19 protein-coding genes, 1 tRNA gene and 2 pseudogenes are annotated in these 20,770 nt (G+C 33.6%); 8 read left to right on the top strand and 14 right to left on the bottom strand.

What is annotated here, in order from left to right; all coding sequences use genetic code 11:
- Nucleotides 1-27: 27 nt before the first annotated feature.
- Nucleotides 28-368, bottom strand: a pseudogene (locus EKL99_RS01370) (GxxExxY protein).
- A gap of 348 nt (nt 369-716) precedes the next feature.
- The gene (locus EKL99_RS01365; RefSeq protein WP_126459824.1) at nt 717-1,298 is read right to left on the bottom strand and encodes an ACP phosphodiesterase; all 582 of its coding nucleotides are present in this window, start codon (nt 1,296-1,298) and stop codon (nt 717-719) included.
- 120 nt (nt 1,299-1,418) lie between these two features.
- Here EKL99_RS01365 and glmM point away from each other — a divergent pair, with 120 nt between their 5' ends.
- Nucleotides 1,419-2,810 carry a phosphoglucosamine mutase gene (gene glmM, locus EKL99_RS01360; protein WP_126562173.1) on the top strand — a complete coding sequence of 464 codons (1,392 nt, stop codon included), beginning with the start codon at nt 1,419-1,421 and terminating at the stop codon, nt 2,808-2,810.
- A gap of 193 nt (nt 2,811-3,003) precedes the next feature.
- On the opposite strand, the gene EKL99_RS01355 is transcribed toward glmM, so the two are convergent.
- The 4 genes from EKL99_RS01355 to EKL99_RS01340 all read right to left on the bottom strand — a co-directional run bounded on the left by EKL99_RS01355 (nt 3,004) and on the right by EKL99_RS01340 (nt 7,687).
- Nucleotides 3,004-3,573 carry a PepSY-associated TM helix domain-containing protein gene (locus EKL99_RS01355; RefSeq protein ID WP_126555785.1) on the bottom strand — a complete coding sequence of 190 codons (570 nt, stop codon included), beginning with the start codon at nt 3,571-3,573 and terminating at the stop codon, nt 3,004-3,006.
- Nucleotides 3,574-3,673: 100 nt separating this feature from the next.
- On the bottom strand, nt 3,674-6,208 hold the full coding sequence (locus EKL99_RS01350) for a TonB-dependent receptor (protein WP_126576253.1): 2,535 nt from the start codon (nt 6,206-6,208) through the stop codon (nt 3,674-3,676).
- A complete protein-coding gene (locus EKL99_RS01345; protein WP_126576252.1) occupies nt 6,195-7,109 on the bottom strand; it encodes a FecR family protein in 915 nt (304 codons plus the stop codon). Before EKL99_RS01345 ends, EKL99_RS01350 begins: the two co-directional genes overlap by 14 nt.
- Before the next feature lie 62 nt (nt 7,110-7,171).
- Entirely contained in the window at nt 7,172-7,687 is a 516-nt protein-coding gene (locus EKL99_RS01340; RefSeq protein ID WP_126459810.1) for an RNA polymerase sigma factor, read from the bottom strand.
- Nucleotides 7,688-7,945: 258 nt separating this feature from the next.
- Here EKL99_RS01340 and EKL99_RS01335 point away from each other — a divergent pair, with 258 nt between their 5' ends.
- From EKL99_RS01335 to EKL99_RS01325, 3 genes are all read left to right on the top strand, one after another.
- Nucleotides 7,946-8,989 (top strand): hypothetical protein, encoded by a 1,044-nt coding sequence (locus EKL99_RS01335; protein WP_126555792.1) that lies wholly within the window; start codon nt 7,946-7,948, stop codon nt 8,987-8,989.
- Nucleotides 8,990-9,093: 104 nt separating this feature from the next.
- Entirely contained in the window at nt 9,094-9,867 is a 774-nt protein-coding gene (locus EKL99_RS01330) for a membrane metalloprotease (RefSeq protein WP_126576251.1), read from the top strand.
- Between the two features lie 26 nt (nt 9,868-9,893).
- A complete protein-coding gene (locus EKL99_RS01325; RefSeq protein WP_126576250.1) occupies nt 9,894-10,484 on the top strand; it encodes a porin family protein in 591 nt (196 codons plus the stop codon).
- A 98-nt stretch (nt 10,485-10,582) separates the two neighbouring features.
- Here EKL99_RS01325 and EKL99_RS01320 read toward each other — a convergent pair whose 3' ends face one another.
- Together EKL99_RS01320 and EKL99_RS01315 are read right to left on the bottom strand one after the other, a co-directional pair.
- A complete protein-coding gene (locus EKL99_RS01320) occupies nt 10,583-11,488 on the bottom strand; it encodes a hypothetical protein (protein WP_126576249.1) in 906 nt (301 codons plus the stop codon).
- A gap of 10 nt (nt 11,489-11,498) precedes the next feature.
- A complete protein-coding gene (locus EKL99_RS01315) occupies nt 11,499-11,915 on the bottom strand; it encodes a DM13 domain-containing protein (RefSeq protein WP_126555800.1) in 417 nt (138 codons plus the stop codon).
- Nucleotides 11,916-12,082: 167 nt separating this feature from the next.
- On the opposite strand from EKL99_RS01315, the gene EKL99_RS01310 reads away from it, so the two are divergent.
- Nucleotides 12,083-13,570 carry an aminotransferase class V-fold PLP-dependent enzyme gene (locus EKL99_RS01310; RefSeq protein WP_126576248.1) on the top strand — a complete coding sequence of 496 codons (1,488 nt, stop codon included), beginning with the start codon at nt 12,083-12,085 and terminating at the stop codon, nt 13,568-13,570.
- An 85-nt stretch (nt 13,571-13,655) separates the two neighbouring features.
- Here EKL99_RS01310 and EKL99_RS01305 read toward each other — a convergent pair whose 3' ends face one another.
- On the bottom strand, nt 13,656-14,525 hold the full coding sequence (locus EKL99_RS01305) for a lysophospholipid acyltransferase family protein (RefSeq protein ID WP_126576247.1): 870 nt from the start codon (nt 14,523-14,525) through the stop codon (nt 13,656-13,658).
- A 114-nt stretch (nt 14,526-14,639) separates the two neighbouring features.
- On the opposite strand from EKL99_RS01305, the gene EKL99_RS01300 reads away from it, so the two are divergent.
- Nucleotides 14,640-15,278 (top strand): rhomboid family intramembrane serine protease, encoded by a 639-nt coding sequence (locus EKL99_RS01300; RefSeq protein WP_126459787.1) that lies wholly within the window; start codon nt 14,640-14,642, stop codon nt 15,276-15,278.
- Between the two features lie 50 nt (nt 15,279-15,328).
- Complete coding sequence (locus tag EKL99_RS01295; RefSeq protein ID WP_126459784.1) at nt 15,329-16,015, top strand: SIMPL domain-containing protein; 687 nt, start codon at nt 15,329-15,331, stop codon at nt 16,013-16,015.
- 118 nt (nt 16,016-16,133) lie between these two features.
- Here EKL99_RS01295 and EKL99_RS01290 read toward each other — a convergent pair.
- The 5 genes and pseudogenes from EKL99_RS01290 to EKL99_RS01270 form a co-directional block, all read right to left on the bottom strand.
- Nucleotides 16,134-16,214 (bottom strand) — tRNA-Tyr (locus EKL99_RS01290).
- Between the two features lie 175 nt (nt 16,215-16,389).
- Nucleotides 16,390-16,776, bottom strand: a pseudogene (locus EKL99_RS01285) (TlpA family protein disulfide reductase); the annotation flags it as partial.
- A gap of 18 nt (nt 16,777-16,794) precedes the next feature.
- Nucleotides 16,795-17,568, bottom strand: coding sequence for a DUF4369 domain-containing protein (locus EKL99_RS01280; protein WP_126576246.1), 774 nt, complete (start codon nt 17,566-17,568; stop codon nt 16,795-16,797).
- A 371-nt stretch (nt 17,569-17,939) separates the two neighbouring features.
- Nucleotides 17,940-18,380, bottom strand: a complete 441-nt coding sequence (locus tag EKL99_RS01275; RefSeq protein WP_126561605.1) for a KTSC domain-containing protein — start codon at nt 18,378-18,380, stop codon at nt 17,940-17,942.
- Between the two features lie 173 nt (nt 18,381-18,553).
- The gene (locus EKL99_RS01270) at nt 18,554-18,799 is read right to left on the bottom strand and encodes a hypothetical protein (protein ID WP_126561604.1); all 246 of its coding nucleotides are present in this window, start codon (nt 18,797-18,799) and stop codon (nt 18,554-18,556) included.
- 267 nt (nt 18,800-19,066) lie between these two features.
- Between EKL99_RS01270 and EKL99_RS01265 the strand changes: the two genes are divergently transcribed.
- Nucleotides 19,067-20,689: an amidase gene (locus tag EKL99_RS01265; RefSeq protein WP_126576245.1), complete on the top strand. Its 1,623-nt coding sequence runs from the start codon at nt 19,067-19,069 to the stop codon at nt 20,687-20,689.
- Nucleotides 20,690-20,770 lie beyond the last annotated feature (81 nt).

The raw sequence follows: 20,770 nt of genomic DNA, 5'->3' as shown, positions 1-20,770 counted from the left end.
AAAAATAGATTTCATAGACGGATTTAGTTACTCTGTTGGTAAAATTTTATAAAATTCATTAACGAAAGTCTTTTGCCCCTCTTTGAAAATATTATAACAATTAAAATTTATCAAAACACCTTTTGGTGATTTTAATAATTTCATATGATTCAAAAGTTTTGCTTCAAAAGCAGGATGTATTTCTGAGACGGCTTTAAACTCAATAACAATTAAGTTTTCAACTAGCAAATCACATCTAAAATCAGATTCCATGATTTTGCCTTTGTAAATGACAGGTATTTTAAGCTCTGAAATAAAATTAATATTCGCACCCGTAATTCCTCTTTCATACATTGGTGATAGACGCTTTCTAATAAACCTCTACCCATGATTTTATGAACTTCTATTGCTGCCCCAATAATTTGAAAGCTTAATTCATTTAGATATTTTTGTGTAATCATCCTTTTAGTCCTTTCGAATTATTAATCTTCTTAAAGCGTTGTTGATTTAAATATAATATTGTCTTTGTAATACTACTAAGTAAGTCGAAAGTTTAAAAGTCGTAAAGTCAAAAGAATTAACTTTAAGTAAAATAACTTTAAATTAGATTGTTACATGATTTTATCCTGATTTTAAAATACGACATTATACCATGGTTATTACTTATGTTTGAAAATTATTTTCTAATCTGTCTCTACAAAAAACAAACTTATGTTTCTATGTGGTAAAAAAAATCATTAATCAATTCTTTTTTGTTTTGCAAAAGCGTTCAATTCTTCAAAGAATTCCGTGAACTCCTTTTCAAATTCCGAATAAAATTCTGAAAGCTCATTGGTAGCAAACCGCATTTTAGATTCATTTTTGGTGCGATGGTCCATTTGAGTCAAAATATGCTCAATTCCTTCAACCGTTTGATAACTCACCAGCCAATTTTCTTTCATCATGGTAGGCATTAGTCCTTTGGTTCGTTCTGACAACATCTCATAATTATAATACAAGGATTGGTAAAATCGTATCACAAAGTCCTCTAGTTTTTCATCGGAATACTTCGTCCAGTTTTTAGCCAAAAAATGGTCGTAAAAAACATCAACAATTACACCTGCATAATGATGATAATGCTCATGCAGGCGTTTGGTACTTTTTCTAAAAACAAGATGTGCATCAGTAAAAGTGTCAATGGCACGATGCAGAACAATTCCTTTTTGAATTTCTAAAGGAAAGCTTTCAAAATGTTTTCCCCGAATTCCATCGGCCATGAAATTGCCAATTTTGATTAAATCATTATCACCGGAAAGATAGATGTGTGCTAGAAAATTCATTCGCCTAATTTAGGAATTTAAATGGTTAATTTTGAATTCTAAATGACTTTTATAAAGCGTCAATTATTATATTTGTGAGCAATTTAAAATTTATAATTCAAAATTTAAAATAATTAATCAATGACTTTAATAAAATCAATATCGGGAATACGTGGGACAATAGGAGGTAAAGTAGGAGATAACCTGACACCTGTTGATGCGGTTAAATTTGCCGCGGCGTACGGAACTTGGTTAAAAAAATATATCGGGAAGGAAAAAATCACTGTTGTTGTAGGTCGTGACGCCCGTATTTCGGGACCAATGATTCACAATTTGGTGGTAAATACTTTAATTGGTTTAGGAATTGACGTGATTGATTTAGGTCTATCAACAACCCCAACGGTTGAAGTTGCTGTTCCGTTAGAAAAAGCTGAAGGTGGCATTATCCTTACCGCTTCTCACAATCCAAAACAATGGAATGCCTTGAAATTATTGAATGAAAAAGGAGAATTCCTGAATGGAGAAGAAGGCTTGAAAATTCTTGAAATTGCTGAAACGGAAGCTTTCGATTTCTCAGATGTGGATAATTTGGGAGAAATTATGATTAACGACGCCTACATGGATATTCATATTGATGAAGTGTTGAATTTGCCTTTGGTAGATGTTGATGCAGTAAAAGCAGCTAAATTTAAAGTGGTTGTGGATGGTGTAAATTCTTCTGGAGGAATTATTATTCCAAGATTATTGGAATTAATGGGCGTTGAAGTAGTCGAGTTATACTGTGAACCAAATGGTCATTTTCCTCACAATCCCGAACCGTTGAAAGAACATTTGACCGATATTTCAGAATTGGTTGTCAAAGAAAAAGCAGATTTAGGAATCGTGGTAGATCCTGATGTGGATCGTTTGGCTTTCATTTGTGAAGACGGAGAGATGTTTGGTGAAGAATATACTTTGGTGGCTTGCGCCGATTATGTATTGAGTAAAACACCAGGGAATACGGTTTCGAATATGTCGTCTTCCCGTGCGTTGCGTGATGTAACTAATTTGCATAACGGAAGCTATGAAGCCAGTGCGGTGGGTGAGGTAAATGTAGTCGAGTTGATGAAAAAGAATAATGCTGTAATAGGTGGTGAAGGAAATGGCGGAATCATTTATCCGGAACTGCATTACGGTCGTGATAGTTTAGTGGGAGTAGCGCTGTTTTTAACGCATTTGGCTAACAAAAAAATGACAGTTTCGGCTTTGCGTGCTTCGTATCCGGAATATTATATGAGCAAAAACAAAATCGAATTGACGCCACAAATTGATGTAGATGCGATTCTTGTTGCCATGACGGAAAAATACAAAAACGAAGATAGTACAACCATTGACGGTGTAAAAATTGACTTTGCTGAAAATTGGGTTCACCTAAGAAAATCGAATACGGAGCCTATAATTCGTATTTATACCGAAGCTGCTTCACAAGAGAAAGCAGATGCTTTGGCACTTCGAATTATTGATGAAATAAAAGCAGTGGCTGGAATATCTTAGAAATCTAAAATAAATACTGACAAATAGCCTGTTTGAATTATTAAACAGGCTTTTTTGATCCGTCCTTGGGACTAAATTAAAGCGTAAACTTTTATTTTAGTCTTCTTTGCAGATGACATTGCAGAGGAATAATTATGATTATTTATGCAATAATAGAGAAAATAATGAAGTGTTATTTATTTGAATTACCACTTTATGATTTTCGTTTCATCCTCTTTGGTCCATACCAAAGCCAGAATCCTGTGATTGTAAACAGTAAAAGTGCAAATCCCATGACGGTTGTGTAAAATAATTTGAAGAAACCACTACCCGTTTTGAAGTAATCGTCAACAATTGATCCATCGTGTATTTTTTCAATAATATCAGATCTTCGTCTTTCAATATGCAATAATTTTCCTGTTGCTCCGTCTAGTTGAATTCCCCAATAATTCTCAGCAAAAATAAATTTTACCATTCCTTTATCTTTTTTTATTTCAATGCGCTCTAGTTCTAAAGTACTATCTGCTGAAATAGAATCGTGTACAATTTTGCAAGCATTTTTATGCAAACTATCAATAGGAAGCCAGTCTTTAAATTGCACCGAAGTACCTTGATAAGATTTTGATTGCAGTAGTCCGCCACTATTTTTTTTCCAACCTAATAATAGTCCTGTCACGGAAACAATAAAGAAAAATAGGAATAAAAAAGCACCAGTTGTTCTGTGTAATTTTCTAAAAATCCGGAGTAATTTAGCTTGTTGTTTTCTTGAATTATTTTCGGTCATTTTAATGCACTATTTTTTATGGTAATTTGGATTAAATTTTTCTATCAGCACATTATAAATAAAGCAATATAATCTACCTTAGATGGTAATAAAATAATCCTTAAAAATTTACTCTGAAACTTATATTTGGCGTTAAGCCAAGTGACTTATTGTCTACTTGAATGGCATCATTAGTATCATTTGGATTGACTTTGTAATAGCGATTGATGACATTGTCCTGATTGGAAGCATTGATTACACCGGCTGTAAACGAAGCTTTAATTGATTCAGACAGGTTGAAATTATACTGTAAGGAAGCGTCTAAACGCATGAAATTATCTAAATTTTCATTGTTGGGGGAATCGTAGTTGACCATTGTGGCATTTCCGTCTTGTATGGTTTCATTTCCTGGAATGGGTTTTGTGTACGGTTGCCCGTTTCGCCATACTCCACCAACAGATACTTTTAGATTTTTGATTATATCATAATAAAACCCAATAGAAAAAGAATGTCTTATATCCGCATTATTAGGAAAAATAGAAGGCGTAAAAACAGCAAATTCATAATCATTGATGCTATAGGTGTAACTGAACCAAGCACTATATTTACGAGCTGTTTTATTGGCTAGAAACTCAATTCCTTTTGCTGTATAGCTGCCGTTGGCATTAATAAACTGAAAACTATTATAGAAACCCTGATTAGAAGCCGTTATTCCCTCTACCAATTTATAAAATCCAGTAAGCTCAATATTTAATTTTTTTTGGTTGAATTCTATTCCAAAAGAGCCTTGTTTACTTGTTGCAATCGGGATATCTTGATTGTTTACTAAAACCCAACGTCTTTTTTCAACACCAAGAAAATCATCTTCAAAATCAATTATTTGTGCTGTAGTTTGATTTTTAAATTCTCCTTCTAGTTTCAGGGCAAAAGTAGTTGATAATTTTTGTCGGATATTTATTCTTGGTTCAATCAAAAATTTATTAAATTTTTGAAAATAATTTACACGCATACCAACTCTAAAATAGGTGTTAGCGTTGTTGTATTCCGCTTCAGAAAACAGGGAGTGATTTAACAGCACATCCTTTTTGGTCCGTTCATATGACGGAGCACTAACGGTAGTTTCGTTTAACATTCCTGTTTCATTAAACTGGTACCCGGATAAAATGATTAGGTGCTTATTTACTTTATAATGGGTATTTAGTTTCACGCCAGTTTCCAGAACTTCATTGGTTTCTGTGAGTCGTTGGTCAGTTTCTATCCTATAATCAGTGGCGTCGATATTGTATTTTGAAAAATAGGTAATCAGGTTGGTACTCCATTTTGAGGTCCATTGTGCTTTCCAGTTTCCGCCGTAACCAATATTATTTTGAGAAAGTGTACTTGCTTTTGTTTCAGTATTGTTCGTATTAGCGTTGCTCTCAGAATAGGCCAAAGCATTATTTATTCCAATAATATTGGCTCTAAACTGATGTTTTTCATTTAAATCAAAAAGTAATTTAGCGGTGAAATCGTAAAAGTAAAAATCAGAATTAGTATTCTTGTCCGAGCTATCGGCATTGATTTCGCTGTCCTGAAAACTTCTTTCAAAATAATTGTTATAAGTTGGTGTATTGAAAAGATCCGTAATAGAACGGCGACCTGAAAGGTGAAGTTCCAGATCCTTAGCTAACGGAATGGCAAGAAAAGCATCGGCACTGATGAGATTGACACCGGCTCCACCGGAAAATTTGTTCGTCACTACGTCTTTGGTTTGCATGTTTATGGTGCTGGAAACTCCATCACTGTACTCCGCACTCGTTCCGTTTTTGCTGACAGTCACTTTTTCGGTAAGATTTGGATTATAGGCAGAAATCAATCCGAAGAAATGACCGGAATGGTACATTTTGATATTATCCCAAATGACCAGGTTCTGATCGTTAGTACCACCACGAACATTGATGTTTGCAATGCTTTCATTGGTACTTTCAATTCCGGGAAGTATTTGTATGGATTGTAAAATATCAGGTTCAATAAGTCCAGGAAGAATCCCGAATTTTTTTGTGTTTAAAACGGTACTGCCGTCTAAAAACTTTTGCAAACCAGGGGTCAAATATACATTAATTAACACTTGGTTCAGCGTTTCGCTTTTTGCTGTAAGAGTGATTTCCAGACAATTAGTACCGGATAAAAACAGTTCTTTTGCAGGAATCTCTTTAATTTCATATCCTAAATACGAGAGCGTAATTGTTGAATTCAGAGGTATGTTTTGTAATTTAAAGATACCCTTTTCAGTTGTAACGGTGCTTCTGGAAGTATTCTTTACCAGTACGGAAGCACCGGAAAGTGGCCTCTTATTTTCCTGGTCAAAGACAGTCCCGCAAACAGCTATCGTTTTATTGATAACCGAAACGGTAATGTACCGCTTGTCTAAAACTTTAAAATTCAGTACTGTTTTAGCATTAAGATAATCTATAACCTGAGGTAATGTAAGTGTAGTTTCAGGTTTTTCTATTGAAACAGCGACTACATCTTCTACAGCATACGAAAATTTAATATTAAATTGTTTCTCTATAGAAAGGATAAGAGCCGTTAGTGGAATTTTTTTTGGAGAATTTTGTCCGTAACACAAGCTTCCAAAACAAAGTAATAGCAAAATCAGCCCTTTATTTTTCATCATAATTATAAAATATAACGGTTTTGCCTTCCATTTTATAACTTAATTTAAGCGGAATTGTAATCGCCTGAAGGGCTATATTTTGATCTTTATGTGTAAAACTACCTGTAAATAATTTAGTTGTATCCAGATTTCGTGTTTTAATTTTTAGATCATATTGACGCTCCAGTTCTGCAATAACCTGATTAAGAGGAACACGGTCAAAACTAGATTCTTCTTGAATCCACGAAGGGTTTTTTGCATTTAAGTCTTGAACACCTTCTATGGCATCATTTATAATTCGGAATGTTTTGCCAGGAGGCAATTTAACGATTTGATTTTTGTAGGACACGCTAACTAAGCCTTCATAGCAATTTACTTCAAAATATTTGTTCCGTTTTTTTACATTAAATTGTGTTCCTAAGACAGTAATAATTCCGGCATCTGTTCGCACACTAAAAGTTTTTCCTTTTTTGACTTTAAAAAAGGCTTCTCCGTCTAAAGTTAAATTTCTTTGATCAGCCCATTTTTTGTCGTTAAAAGTTATTTTTGAATCAGAATTTAAGATTACTTCAGAATCATCAGGAAGGTTAAAGGTTTTTGTTTGTGCTATTTGGGTCTCAAATGTCTGAATGTTATTAAAAAACAAAAAATAAGACGACGTCAATAAAACCACTAAAACTGCAGCTACTTTAAACCCTGTTTTAAAATTTAGGGTTCTGACTTTTGTTTCCTTTTTAGACTGATTTCTAGCTGTAAATGCTGCAAAAGCTTCCTGAGCATCTACTTGTGGAGCTTCCATTTTAGAGGCATAATAAGCAATTTTCTCAAGTGTTTGCAAGCTATCAGATTGTTTTAAATCCTCAATTTCTGTACTTGAAAGCGCATCGTCTAACCATTTTAATATTTCTTTTTCGTTTTTCATTTTAATATCGCTATGTTTATTAGACAACTAACTTTTAAATTACCCTACGGTAAAATGGTTATTTATAGGTTTTCTATCTGGGATTTTAAAAGTTGCAGTGCTGCCGACATTCTTTTTTCTACGGTTTTTTGAGAAATGTCGAGTATTTCAGCTATTTCTCGGTACTTTTTGCCATCGATTCGATTCATCAAAAATACTTCTCGTTGCGCTTCACTTAAGGATGCAATTGCTTTAGTAAGTTTTTGTTTGAATTCTTCTTCTTCAAATAAATATTCTGGATTTTGATTATTGGTGTCTAAATTTGGTGTTTCTTTCGCATACTGCAATACTACTTTGTGGTGTTTTATAGTATTTAGAAATAAATTTGATATCGTTGTAAATAAATAAGTTTTTACTTTACTGAAATCAATTTTGGCACAATTCTCCCAAATTTTAGTAAAAGCATCTTGAACTAAATCTAAAGCAGTATCAGTATTACCACATTTATAATAGGCAAAATTAGTTGCTGATTGTACTTGCTTTAAGTAAAAGTCTCTAAAGTGTTTTTCTTCGCAAAGTGTACTCTTTTGGTCGTCCATTTAAAAGGGATTCATTTTTTGTAGATTGTAAATGTAATTTTTTTTTCAAAAAGCAGTCAGGTTAATTCGAATTGATTTTTACTTAAAAAAAATATAAAATCGTATAGTACTGTTATATAGTTATTTATGAATTTTTTAATAAAAATTTATATTTTTTTTAAAAATAAAATAGGGTAAAACGGAACGTAGTTGTCTTACTAAAAGAAAGGCGTCAAAAACAGCGCCTCTACAAACAAAAATATATTAAATTTGAACGTTATGAAAAAATTAAAAACGATTACTGGAATAGCATTAATGACTCTATTCGGATTTGCATCTTGTCAAAGTGAAGTGGATAACGAGCAAGGACAAAACCCAAATACAAATGCGGCAAACTCAACTACAGCAAACAATCTGAAACGTACTTCTATGTATGACGGATCATCGGATGATTTTTTAGACGGCACCTCTTGTTCTTCTATTATCCTGCCAGCTTCAGCCAGAGTAAATGGAACGCAGGTTACTCTTTTTAGCCAAGTCAATTATCAACAAGTCATTTCTATCCTTGGACAGTATAATAATGATCAGGATTCTGTAGTATTACAATTTCCTTTAAAAGTTAAATTAAGCAATTATACAGAGGTTAATGTAAGTAACCAAACAGAGTATAATGCTATAATTAATGCTTGTTCCTCCGCACAATCATCTGGTCAGAATGCTATTTCGTCAGTAAAGATTAGTTTTCCAATTACTATTTTGACCTATAATTTAAGTGTACAACAAACGGGAAGCGTTGTTATCACATCCGAACAGCAATTATATACGTATATGACTAATATTAGTAGTACGGAATTGTTTTCAGTAAATTATCCAATGTCAGTTACAACCAGTGATGGTTCAAAAACTACAATTTCTAGTGATGCAGAATTGCAAGCTACTATTGTGGCGTCTCTTAAAACAGAAGCAACTAAAGACGAAGCAGCTCAAAATTCAAAAAAATTAGAAACGATTATGGTAAACGGCAAATTCAAAGTAGAATCATTTGTAAGTTCTGGAGTAAATTCAGCAACTAATTACAAAGATTTTACAATAGATTTCGCAAATGATTGGAGTGTAAAAGCGGTAAATAATTTAAATACAACTGTAAATGGTACGTACGCTGTAAGCTCACAAATAGAAGTCTTTCTTAAATTAAATTTTACAAGTAACGCTTCTTTCAGCTTGTTGAATAATGATTGGAAAGTAACTTCTTTTAATGCAACAACGATATCATTACAAAGTTCAACTAATGCAGCGGCGACGTTAGTATTGAAACAAATATAAAGTAGACTTTTAAGTTGGGTTTAATTTTTTTGAAATTCTCAAAAAACAGTTGTCTTTTTAGGCAGCTGTTTTTTAATAATAAACTTTAATATAAATAGATAATAATGAAAAAAGTACTTGTAATCCTGTGCGTAGGTTTTGTCTTATTGGTATCCTGTTCAAAAGAAAATGATGTAACAGAAGGAATTGAGACTGTTAATCCCATTACAAATAAACAGTCCACAGGTAGTTCTGCAAACGATTTATTATCAGATAAAAAGTTTAAAAGTATGGTTATTGAAGTGGTTTATGTTGCTGGTTTTCAGCCAACAAGTATAGCAATAAATAATTTTGTAGCTTTTCTGGAAGCACGAACACATAAGCCCAATGGGATTAATATTGTGTTGAGATCGATCCCGTCACCAGGGACTTCTCCGTATACAAATGAAGAAATTGTAGCAATTGAAGAAACAAACCGAACAAAATACAATACCTCAAATGAAATTGCCGTTTGGGCCTTTTTTGCAGATGGAGAATCAGCTAGAAATACAAGCAGCGGAGTTGTTTTAGGAACGGCGTATAGAAATACTTCATTTGTTATTTATGAACAAACAATTCATGGGTTAAGCAACAGCCCTTTTAAACCCAACAGAAGCGTATTAGAAACAACTGTCATAACACATGAATTTGGACATATTTTTGGCTTAACAAACTTAGGAACGGCACTGCAAAGCAACCATGAAGACGGGGAACACCCAAAGCATTGTAATATAAAAACGTGTTTAATGTTTTGGTCTGCAGAAACAGGTAGTGGTATTGGAGAGATGGTCTCAGGAGGTACAGCACCACAATTGGATGCACAATGTATTGCAGATCTAAGAGCTAACGGGGGAAAATAATAGAATACATTAAAAAACACTTATCGATGAAAAAACAAAAATTAATACTCGTAATGCTTTTTGGTATGACCCTCGCTGTGAATGCTCAAAATAACTCGAATAATAAATCCTTTGGAGGAATAAAAGGAGGGTATAGTTTATCCTCAGTACAATTTGACGGAAATGCTGAAACAGCTCAACGTCATAGCTTTCATGTGGGGGTTTATGGAGAGTCGTTTATAAGCAATAGTTTTTCTGTTCAGCCAGAATTGTTGTATTCCCAACAAGGATATATAATTACGAATAGTAGCGGGACATTTACACAAAAGCTAAATTACATCAACCTGCCATTGATGCTTAAAGCCTATCCTTCTAAAAATTTCTTTTTAGAAGTGGGGCCTCAAATTGGATTGGCTGTTTCTCACAGAGAGGAGTTTAACAGTGGGTTTAGTTTATTTGATACCAATCAAGAATTTGAACCTAATAATTTTGACTGGGGAGTCAATTTTGGAGCAGGTTTTAAAACGGATTCCGGAATAAGTTTAGGAGTACGCTATCACTTAGGCAAGGGCGATATCTATGAGGAAGGAAAAGCACAAAATCGAGTACTGCAGTTTTCGTTAGGATTTGATTTATAATTAAAAAAAAACAGTTGAAATGCCCAATAGATATTGGGCATTTTTTGTTTATTTTACTCTGAATAAATTTCACGAAAAGGGCTTTACTACAACTGTTTTTAGAACAAAACTTTGTAGATGAGTCCGGCGGTAAAACCTCTTGTAAGTCCATCGGGTCTTACTTCCCGAATTACAAAAGGGGCAGCCAATGATAATTCGATACTATTTTTAGCATCAATAGCATAAGAACCAATCAAATTTCCATTGATGGTGAGTCCATCAGAATTTTGTATGGTTTCTCTTTTTCCAAAAGCATTTTCAAAACTATCCTCGCCTAAATGATAAAGAAATAATACATTAGGTTTGAAGGTAAATTTAGTATTAGCGGGCTGAATGGTGTAGGTAGTTCTAAATAAAGCATCTGATTTTCTTTCAAATAAATTAGTAGACGGGAAATCATCCGTGTCTGAAAACTCCTTAAAATAAGAATTTTTGTTGTTATTAAAAACAGGAATCTGTATCCCGGTATTGAAATCCCATTTTTTATAAGTAAGATTCAAACCCAAAATAAGGTCAAAAGTTCCCAGACTGGATTGGTAGTCTAACGGAAGCGAAAATTCATTTATTTTTAGATTGGAACTCGTAAAAGGTATTTTAAAACCCATAAGAGTGCTCCATTTTGCGGTAGTTTTAGTTTTCCAGTTATAGTTGCCTATGAAATAGCCATCACCAAAAGCACCACGTTGTCCAAAACTGCCGTTTGCTACAGAATAAGTGATTTTAGAACTGAGTGAAAAGCGTTCGTTTATTGTTCTGGTATAGGTAAGATAGGATGAAAAATAAGTTAGATCTGCTTCCCCGGTGCCAAAAATATTTCCTATTTCTATACCGTTTTTGAAATCAGTTTTTGAGTTTTGAAAGCTGTTTCCTATCGAACAAATCCCTGCGTCACTGCATCCTTGAGAATAAGAACTAAAGCCTGAAAACAGCCCAACGAGTACAATTATTATTATTGTTTTTTTCATGGATATAAATTTAATTTTGAGACAATTGCGCTACTGCAAAAAGATGACTGTATTGCTGACAATGAATCAGCACATATTTATAATCACTAATATTTACTTGAGGAGGAATTGCATATACTGTTGACGAGGTTAAATTTCCTAAATTCACAAAATCTGAAGGGGCAGCGGTTTTAGATAAATATACTTTTAAATCCGGACCATTGGAAATACTAAAATTGTCCAAGCGCACTTCATTTTGATTGGTATTCAAATACACTTTGGCTGAACCTGAAACCTTAATGCCTGATGTAGGCATAAAATCTCCAGTAAATGCAGATGTACTATTTTCAGGAAGTGAGGCTTGTATAGCTGGATCACGCGTCAAATCTCCTTCCACTTCGCAGGAGAGCAGTAAAATAAATAGTGGGAGTATAAAAATTTTTTTCATAATCAGGATTGGTTATTGATTATTCAAATGTATAAGGAATGTAAATTAAACTTTGTCAGCTACTTTACATTTAAGAGAAGATTAAAAACACTAGAATCCACTTTCGATAAACTGAAAATCTTTTTTCTGCAAAAAAATAATACCTTTGAACTCAAATCAGGAATTCTATGATAACTAAAGAAGTACCCACCCAATTAGAACAATATTTTCAACAGTTTCGTAAGAATATAATTGGAATTGATCAAGAATTTGAGTCACCTTACGGACCAAAAAAAATTATATACACGGATTGGACCGCCAGTGGTCGTTTGTATCGTCCTATTGAAGAAAAATTAATGAATGATTTTGGCCCTTTTGTAGCCAATACTCATACTGAAACTACCGTTTCGGGAACTGCCATGACTAAAGCATACCATCAAGCGCGCCATATTATCAAACACCATGTGCATGCCGGCAGTGATGATATTTTGATTACTGATGGAACAGGAATGACAGGTGTAGTCAATAAATTTCAACGAATTCTAGGTTTGAAAGTACCCGAAAACTTGAAAGATTTTATTACCATCCCACCCGAAAAAAGACCAGTTGTTTTTATTTCTCACATGGAACACCATTCCAATCAAACGTCTTGGCTAGAAACTATTGCTGATGTTGTAGTAATTCCCTCTACTGAAGACGGATTGTTCAGTATGGAGAATTTAGAAATAGCATTGAAAAAGTACAAAGAGCGACCTTTCAAAATAGCGTCAATAACTTCTTGTTCAAACGTAACGGGAATTAAAACACCGTATCATGAAGTGGCAAAAAAAATGCATCAAAACAACGGACTTTGTTTTGTTGATTTTGCTTGTTCTGGACCATATGTAAAAATTGATATGCATCCGGGAGACATTGAAAATCAATTGGATGCCATTTTTTTTTCGCCTCATAAATTTTTGGGAGGACCTGGAACCTCCGGGGTGTTAATTTTTAATAAAAAGCTATATCAAAATTTAATACCTGATAATCCTGGAGGAGGAACGGTAAGCTGGACCAATCCTTGGGGAGAGCACAAGTATATTGATAATATTGAAGATAGAGAAGATGGAGGAACTCCTGGTTTTCTTCAGGTTATAAAAATTGCACTGGCGGTTCAATTGAAAGAGCAAATGGGAATTGAGAATATCTTGAAGAGAGAGCATGAAATTGTGGATTATATTTTCTCAGAGATAGGAGCGGTTTCTAATATTAAAATCCTTGCAGGGCAGCATCACGACAGGTTAGGGGTTATTTCTTTTTTTATAGAAGAATTACATTTTAATTTAGGGGTAAAGTTATTGAATGATAAATTTGGAATACAAACCCGTGGCGGGTGTAGTTGTGCCGGAACATACGGACATTTTTTATTGCATGTGGATCAGGAAACCTCACACAAATTAATTGACGAAATTACTTTGGGGGATTTAATCAGAAAACCAGGTTGGATCAGAATGTCTATTCATCCTACAACTACAAATGCCGAAATTGAATTTGTGTGTAACGCAATAAAAGCATTGGCTGAAAAGCATAAAATTTGGGCTTTGGATTATGATTATAATTCGGCTACAAATGAGTTTATAAATAAAAATACACGCCATTTAGAAGATGAATTGGTAAAAAACTGGTTTTCTTTATAGAAGTTGCTGTTTTAAGAAACTAAAAAAATCACATATCATAAACGCTATTGTTTCTAATGTGTGATTTTTTTCTGAATACGAATTACTACCGTCTGTGTTTCCATCGTTTATGCGTCCAAAAATAATATTCAGGAGCTTCCAGAATTTGTTTTTCTACTTCCCGTAAAAAAGTATTGGTGATTTCAAAATCGGGAATGGATTTTGGATCATCTGTTATAGGGACAAAAGTAGCTTCATAAAATCCTCTTTTTACTTTTTTTACTTTTACAAAAAGGACATTGAGATCGTATCGTTTGGCCAGCATTTCAGCTCCGGTATGCACTGGAACTTCAATACCCATAAATGTATCCCAGTGAAAGGCTCGATCTAGTTTTGGGGATTGGTCGCTGGCTAAGCCATACATGAATAATATTTCTTTTTGTTGATTTTCTGCCATCAACGGGATCGCTCTTTTTGTTTCGACTAATTCTGCATTGTATTTGGATCGAATATCTCGTAGTAATTTATCAAAGTATTTATTGGCAATTTTTTTATAAACGCCTATTCCTTTAAATATTGTTTTTTCATTTACAGATAATAACCATTCCCAACTTGCATAATGGGAGGCTAATAATACAGTGCTTTTCCCTTTATCCTCATATTCTTTAACCAGTTCAATATTTGTGATTACAAATCGTCGGTTCATTTCAGCAGCTGAAATAGTCATGGTTTTTATCATTTCCAGGAACATATCACACAAATGGTGATAGGATTTTTTTTCGATAATAAGACGCTCCTTGAAACTCAGATTAGGAAAAGTAAGGGCTAAATTTTCTCTAACTGTTTTTTTTCGATACCCTATAATATAATACACAATCAAATAGATACAATCCGAAAACCAGTATAAAATCCGAAAAGGAAGAATAGAAATGACCCACAAAAAGGGAATGATTAAGATGAAAATAAGAAATTGCATGCCGTAATTTTTTTGACAAATATAAGGCAAAAATATAGATTGATATAAATTTGGACCGCATACAAGATGGTATTTGAGAAAGACTATCTTTACAATTCACAATAAACATACTTTATGAATACCATTTTAATAGCAATAATTGTTGTAAATGTTTTGATTAGTTACAAAGGTTTTAATGACCTTTCTTTTTTTAGAAAATATGAATTCCATATTGGAAGTATTCGTGCAGGCGAACAAATACGGTTGTTATCGTCTGGTTTTCTTCACGCAGATATGACTCATTTGATTTTTAATATGCTGACACTGTGGTTTTTTGCACCGGTAGTCATCAGTTATTTAGGGAGTTTTTCATTTATACTGGTGTATTTTGGAAGTTTAATTTTTGGAAGTTTATTGACGGTATTGTTTCATAAAAATGATTACGGGTATAGAGCTGTAGGTGCTTCTGGAGCCGTAACTGGGGTTTTATATTCGGCCATATTGTTACAGCCAGACATGATGTTGGGAATCTTCTTTATTATCCCAATGCCTGCTTATATCTTTGGAATCCTTTATTTATTGTATTCAATCTACGGAATGAAAGCTAAGAATGATAATATAGGTCATACCGCTCATTTTGGAGGCGCTGTTGGCGGTTATTTGATTACACTTGTCAACGAGCCACAGTTATTAGTGGATCATGCTTTAATGGCAGTTTTATTAGCCATTCCTATAATTATCCTGTTCGTAATGGCAAAAATGGGAAAATTATAATGGCACAACTTTTGAAAAGAAGTTAACACAAACAATTAAATGATAAAAAAATGAAAAAAGCACTATTAATCTTGTCTATTTTATTTATTTCAGTGTCCTACGGGCAAGAAATCAAACAAGTTCCTCAAATAAGCGTAAGTGGCGAAGGAAAAGTAAAGGTTGTTCCGGATCAAGCAAGTATAACGGTGACTGTTGAAACAAAAGGGAATAATGCCAAAGACGTCAAAAAGCAAAATGATCAAAAGATTGAAGCTGTGCTTAAGTTCATCAAAAAAATGAACTTGGCTCCTGCAGATTATAAAACGCAACGTGTTTCGTTGAACCCACAATACGATTACGAAAAAAAGAAACACAGCTATAATGCAACACAAACAATCGAAATTGTATTGAAGGATTTATCAAAATATGATGAATTGATGGAAGGTTTAGTTGACGAAGGGATTAATAGAATTGATACTGTTGTGTTTGAATCTTCTAAGTTGGCCCAATATCAATCTGAGGCTAGAAAATTAGCGATGAAAGAGGCTAAATTAAAAGCAGAAGATTATGTTTCAGTATTAGGACAAAAAGTAGGACGTGCCATGATCATATCAGATAATTCACAAAATTATAGCCCACAACCAATGTATGCTGCCATGAAAATGGAAATGAGCGATACTAGAGTTTCAAGAGAAACGATGGCGGTAGGCGAAATCAACATTACGGCTAATGTAACGGTAAGTTTTATTTTAGAATAGAAGAAGCTGCAAGTATTAAAAAATTCCGTTCAAAATATCAATTTGCTAGGATTTTTTTTGGATTAATTCACAACAGTAGTATGCAAAAAAAAACTCTTCAATCGCTTGAAGAGTTTTGTGGGGAGAGCAGGATTCGAACCTGCGAAGTTTACACAGCAGATTTACAGTCTGCCCTCGTTGGCCGCTTGAGTATCTCCCCAAGACTCAATAAGCAGTGCTTATTGTGCTAACCGGATGCAAATATAAAAACTGTTTTCAAGTTTCCAAACTATATTAGTACTTAATTTTACTATTATTTTTAAAGCATTGGTATTGAATAAAATAAAAAAAATCTCCACTAGGGAGATTTTTTTTATTTGTACGATATAAGGTGTTTATTGTTCTAAAAGCTCAATTATTTTGGCTCTAAGGGCATCTCCTCTTAAATCTTTAGCCACAACATTTCCGGATGCATCCAGGATAAAAGTGGCAGGTATAGATTCTACTTTATACAAAGCAGCAATTGGTTCGTCCCAAAATTTCAAATTTGAAACCTGATTCCAGGTCAACTTGTCTTTAGCAATGGCTTCTTTCCAGGCTTTGGCATCTTTATCTAAAGAAACACCAATAATATTAAGACCCTTACTGTGTAACTCTTTATAGATGGCCACAACATTTGGATTTTCTTGACGACACGGCCCACACCATGATGCCCAAAAATCAACTATTGTTACTTTTCCTAAACTTTCTTTCAGAGAAATTATTTTCCCTTGAGGATTAGGACCTGAAAAATCTGCTCTTCATTTACCATCAGTAGTTGGAGCAGTAGCTGGAGCGGTAGCGCCTACAGCAGCCGGTGCTTTCATTTCAGCTAGTCTGGTTTTGATAGCAATTCCTGGCTTTGTTTTTTTCAATGCTTCTTCTAAACTGTTGTATAACTTTTCAGATTTTGCAACATCAGCACTAGGATCGTTTAACATTCCTTGGATGATTAGCGCTGAAATAAAAGATTTAGGATGTGTTTCAGCATACGCTAAATACTTTGCTTTTGAAGCAATACCAACTTCTTCTTGAAGTTTAGAAAATTCCTGCATCAAATTATTGATCACAATGGTGTCCTTGCTTTGTTGAGCAGCTTCCATTGCTTGCATGTTTTTGTTTTGGAAATCCATTAGTTTCTTTTGAACTTTAGTGATTTCCTCGTTGAAGGTTGCGTATTCATCATTGTTATACGTTCCTGAAACTTTAGATTTTTGAATACTGTCTTTATTTATGGCAATCGTTACTTCTCCATTTTCTAATATGAAAGGTATTTTAGCCTGAGCCCCTTCTAATTGGATTGTATAAAACGATGGCTCTGTAATAGATCCTTTCATCTCAAATTTACCGTTTTCAACTTTTACGGTATCCTTAGCAATCAGTCCCATGCCATTTGCATCTTGTGTTTCTAAGATAATTGTTTTACCATTTTCAATTCCTGTTGCAGTCCCTGAAATGATGTAATCATCTTTGCCAACTTTGCTACAAGATAGTAAAACAACAGTAGCCGAAAGTAATAAAATTATTTTTTTCATTATTAATTAGTTAAGTTAAGAGTGCAAAAGTATTTAAATTTTTAATTGATATATAATTTTACAACCTAAATTTTTGTTATTATTTTTCATTCTTAATTAGGATTTAGCATTTATTTTACAAGTAGTTATTTTACTTCCTTCTTTTGAATATAAAACCTTTTAATCATGATGTGTTTTGGGACAATCAATTTTTTTTCAATTAAGATTTATAAAAAAATAGCGAATAAATGGGATTTAAAACACTTTCTAGACGAGTTATTTAGGTTTTGCAAGCAGGCGTTTGTATATTGCTATTTCAGAACGGGACAAGTCCAAAATAAAAAAACATCCTTTTTTTGAAGGATGCTTTTTTATTTTGGACTTAAAAAAAATTAATCTTGATTGATTGTTTTTCTCCAAGTAAAGGAATTCAGGATGTGTCTTTTTGCAAATCTTCCAGGAGATTCAGCATTTACCATTTTTACGTAAGTAGCTTTAGGCACACTAATGTATTCGTAAACACTTCCATTTGAAAAATTGATGATCAATCGTCCTTCTACGAACTTATAGTCTGAAATTTTTGCAGTTGCAATAGTTTCAGTGTATTCCGGTAAGTTTTGTTTTAGAGTTTCAGGATTGATACTCACTAAGAAATGATAAGCTTCAATAATTTTTTTACTGTTTTCTTCAGCTGCTTTTAAACCAGTTTCATCTCCTTGAAATTTATCAGGATGCGCTTCTTTCATCGCATTACGATATATCGTTTTCAAATCTTTCAGCTCTGCAGTTTTGTCTACATTTAGCAGTTTGCGGTATTCAACTATTTTTTTCATAAATAAGGTAACTACTTGTCTTTTACTATAAAACCAATGTGATTTGATTTCAAAAAGCGACAAATTTTTTGCAAAGGTACACTTTTTTTTATTTTTTTGGTTTCAGACCAATAAATTTTCCGAAAAAAGTATTCTGAAACAATAGATTTAAGGAATAAAAAACTGAAAAAGTTTTATTGTTGGGGCTTATTGTTTGCTTTATCGAAATTTTTGGATTTTTTTGGATATTTATTATAACTGATATCACTCGGATTTTCGATGATTGATTTTATCGTAATCCAATCTCCAATACTGTGTTTTTGAGCCATTTTATAGTCCAGAAGATAGGCACCACAAAAAAAATTGTTGTTTTCATCTTTTTCCATAATTCCTGTATAAACTCCTTTTTGCAGCATTTGTTCTTGTGAAGACTTTGTCATATCAATTTGATTTTAAATAATTCTATTTGGCAAAGTTAATCAATTATTAAATGTATTGCTACAATTTAGCCTGGCTCAATTGGTTTTAGTATTCTGGTTTTTTATTCCAATTTTGTTCCATTTCAAACTTTAACTTTTGTTTCATTTAATAATGAACTGATTTTATCAAAAAAAAACTAATTTAGGATTTTAATTGAATGCATCTATTTCCAGATAGTATTCAATGTTAACGAAATTAATAGTATATAAATATTTATTTGGCAATCTATGAAAAGAAGATCTTTTTTAACTACAGCAACACTTGCTTCCGCAGGTTTAACTACACTTTTGATTACAGGCTGTACCTCCGGTACCAAAAAAAATGAAGATTCAGTATCTGTTGAAGATTTCAATGCCGTTTTTGAACTAGACGAAGAAACCATCAGCAGTGTAAGGGAGAAATTAACTTCTGGCAAATATACTTCAGAACAATTAGTACAATTATACTTAAAACGGATTGAAGCTATTGATACCAATGGGCCTCAATTGCATTCCGTCATCGAAGTCAATCCAGATGCACTGGCTATCGCTGTTGCACTGGATAAAGAGTTAAAAGCTGGTAAAAGCAGAGGTCCTTTGCATGGAATCCCCGTTTTAATAAAAGACAACATAGACACAGCGGATAAAATGCTAACCACGGCTGGATCTCTGGCAATGGCAGGAAATAGTGCTTCAAAAGATGCTTTTGTCGTTAAAAAACTCAGAGAAGCCGGTGCAGTAATCATTGGAAAAACAAATTTGAGTGAATGGGCTAATTTTCGTTCGACCCAATCCTGTTCCGGTTGGAGCAGTAGAGGCGGTCAGACTAAAAACCCCTATATTTTAGATCATAATCCGTGCGGTTCCAGTGCTGGTTCAGGAGCAGCAGTCTCAGCCAATCTTTGTGTTGTTGCTGTTGGGACAGAAACGGATGGTTCTATTGTTTGTCCAGCTTCGGTAAACGGAGTTGTAGGGATTAAACCTACTGTAGGTCTGGTTAGTCGATCTGGGATTATTCCAATTTCAAAAACACAAGATACGGCTGGTCCAATGGCCAGAACCGTAACGGATGCTGCTATTTTATTAGGCGTAATTGCTGCTGTAGACCAAGATGATACTATAACCCTTGAAAGTAAAGGGAAAGCACAGAAGGATTATACAACTTTTTTAGATAAAAATGCTTTGAAAGGCAAGCGTATTGGTATTGAAAAAAAGCCACAAGGAAATAATAAATACATTAATGCACTTTTAGATGCTGCTGTCAACCTGCTAAAAAAACAAGGGGCTATTATTATCGAAATTGACTATTTGGAGAAAATTAATGCTTTGGGTCAGGCCGAATTCGAAGTTTTACAATATGAATTTAAAGATGGATTGAATACCTATTTGGCTACAGCCAATGCAAAAGTAAAAAGTTTGAAAGATGTTATCGATTTTAATACTGCTAATGAAGATAAAGCAATGCCGTATTTTAAGCAAGAAACATTAGAAAGTTCTAATGCTAAAAAAGGATTAGAGGACAAAAAATATCTGGAAGCATTAACCGTAAGTTTCGAAGGAAGTAAAAGTGTGCTAAATACAGTTTTTAAAGAAAATAAATTAGACGCTATTTGTGGAATCACCATGGGACCTGCTTGCAGTATTGATATGATCTACGGAGATCGTTGGGGAGGATATTCTTTAACTTCTCCTGCTGCAGCAAGTGGATATCCACATATTACAGTTCCTTGCGGACTGGCTTATGATCTACCCGTTGGTTTATCATTTTTTGGTATGCCGTATACAGAAGGGAAATTAATAGGATTGGGCTATGCGTATGAACAAGTATCTAAAAAGAGAATAAAACCGGGACTTAAACCTTCTTTTTTATAATATTTCATAGGTATTTAAAAGGGTAAAAGGGTGAATTACTTTTACCCTTTTATTTTTTTTATAATACTGACAAATGGAATT

Origin of the sequence: Flavobacterium sp. ZB4P23 (assembly GCF_003970375.1) — a bacterium.
Classification (GTDB): domain Bacteria; phylum Bacteroidota; class Bacteroidia; order Flavobacteriales; family Flavobacteriaceae; genus Flavobacterium.
Note: the sequence above shows the minus strand (reverse complement) of the source record. Positions and strands in the feature narration are given on the sequence as shown.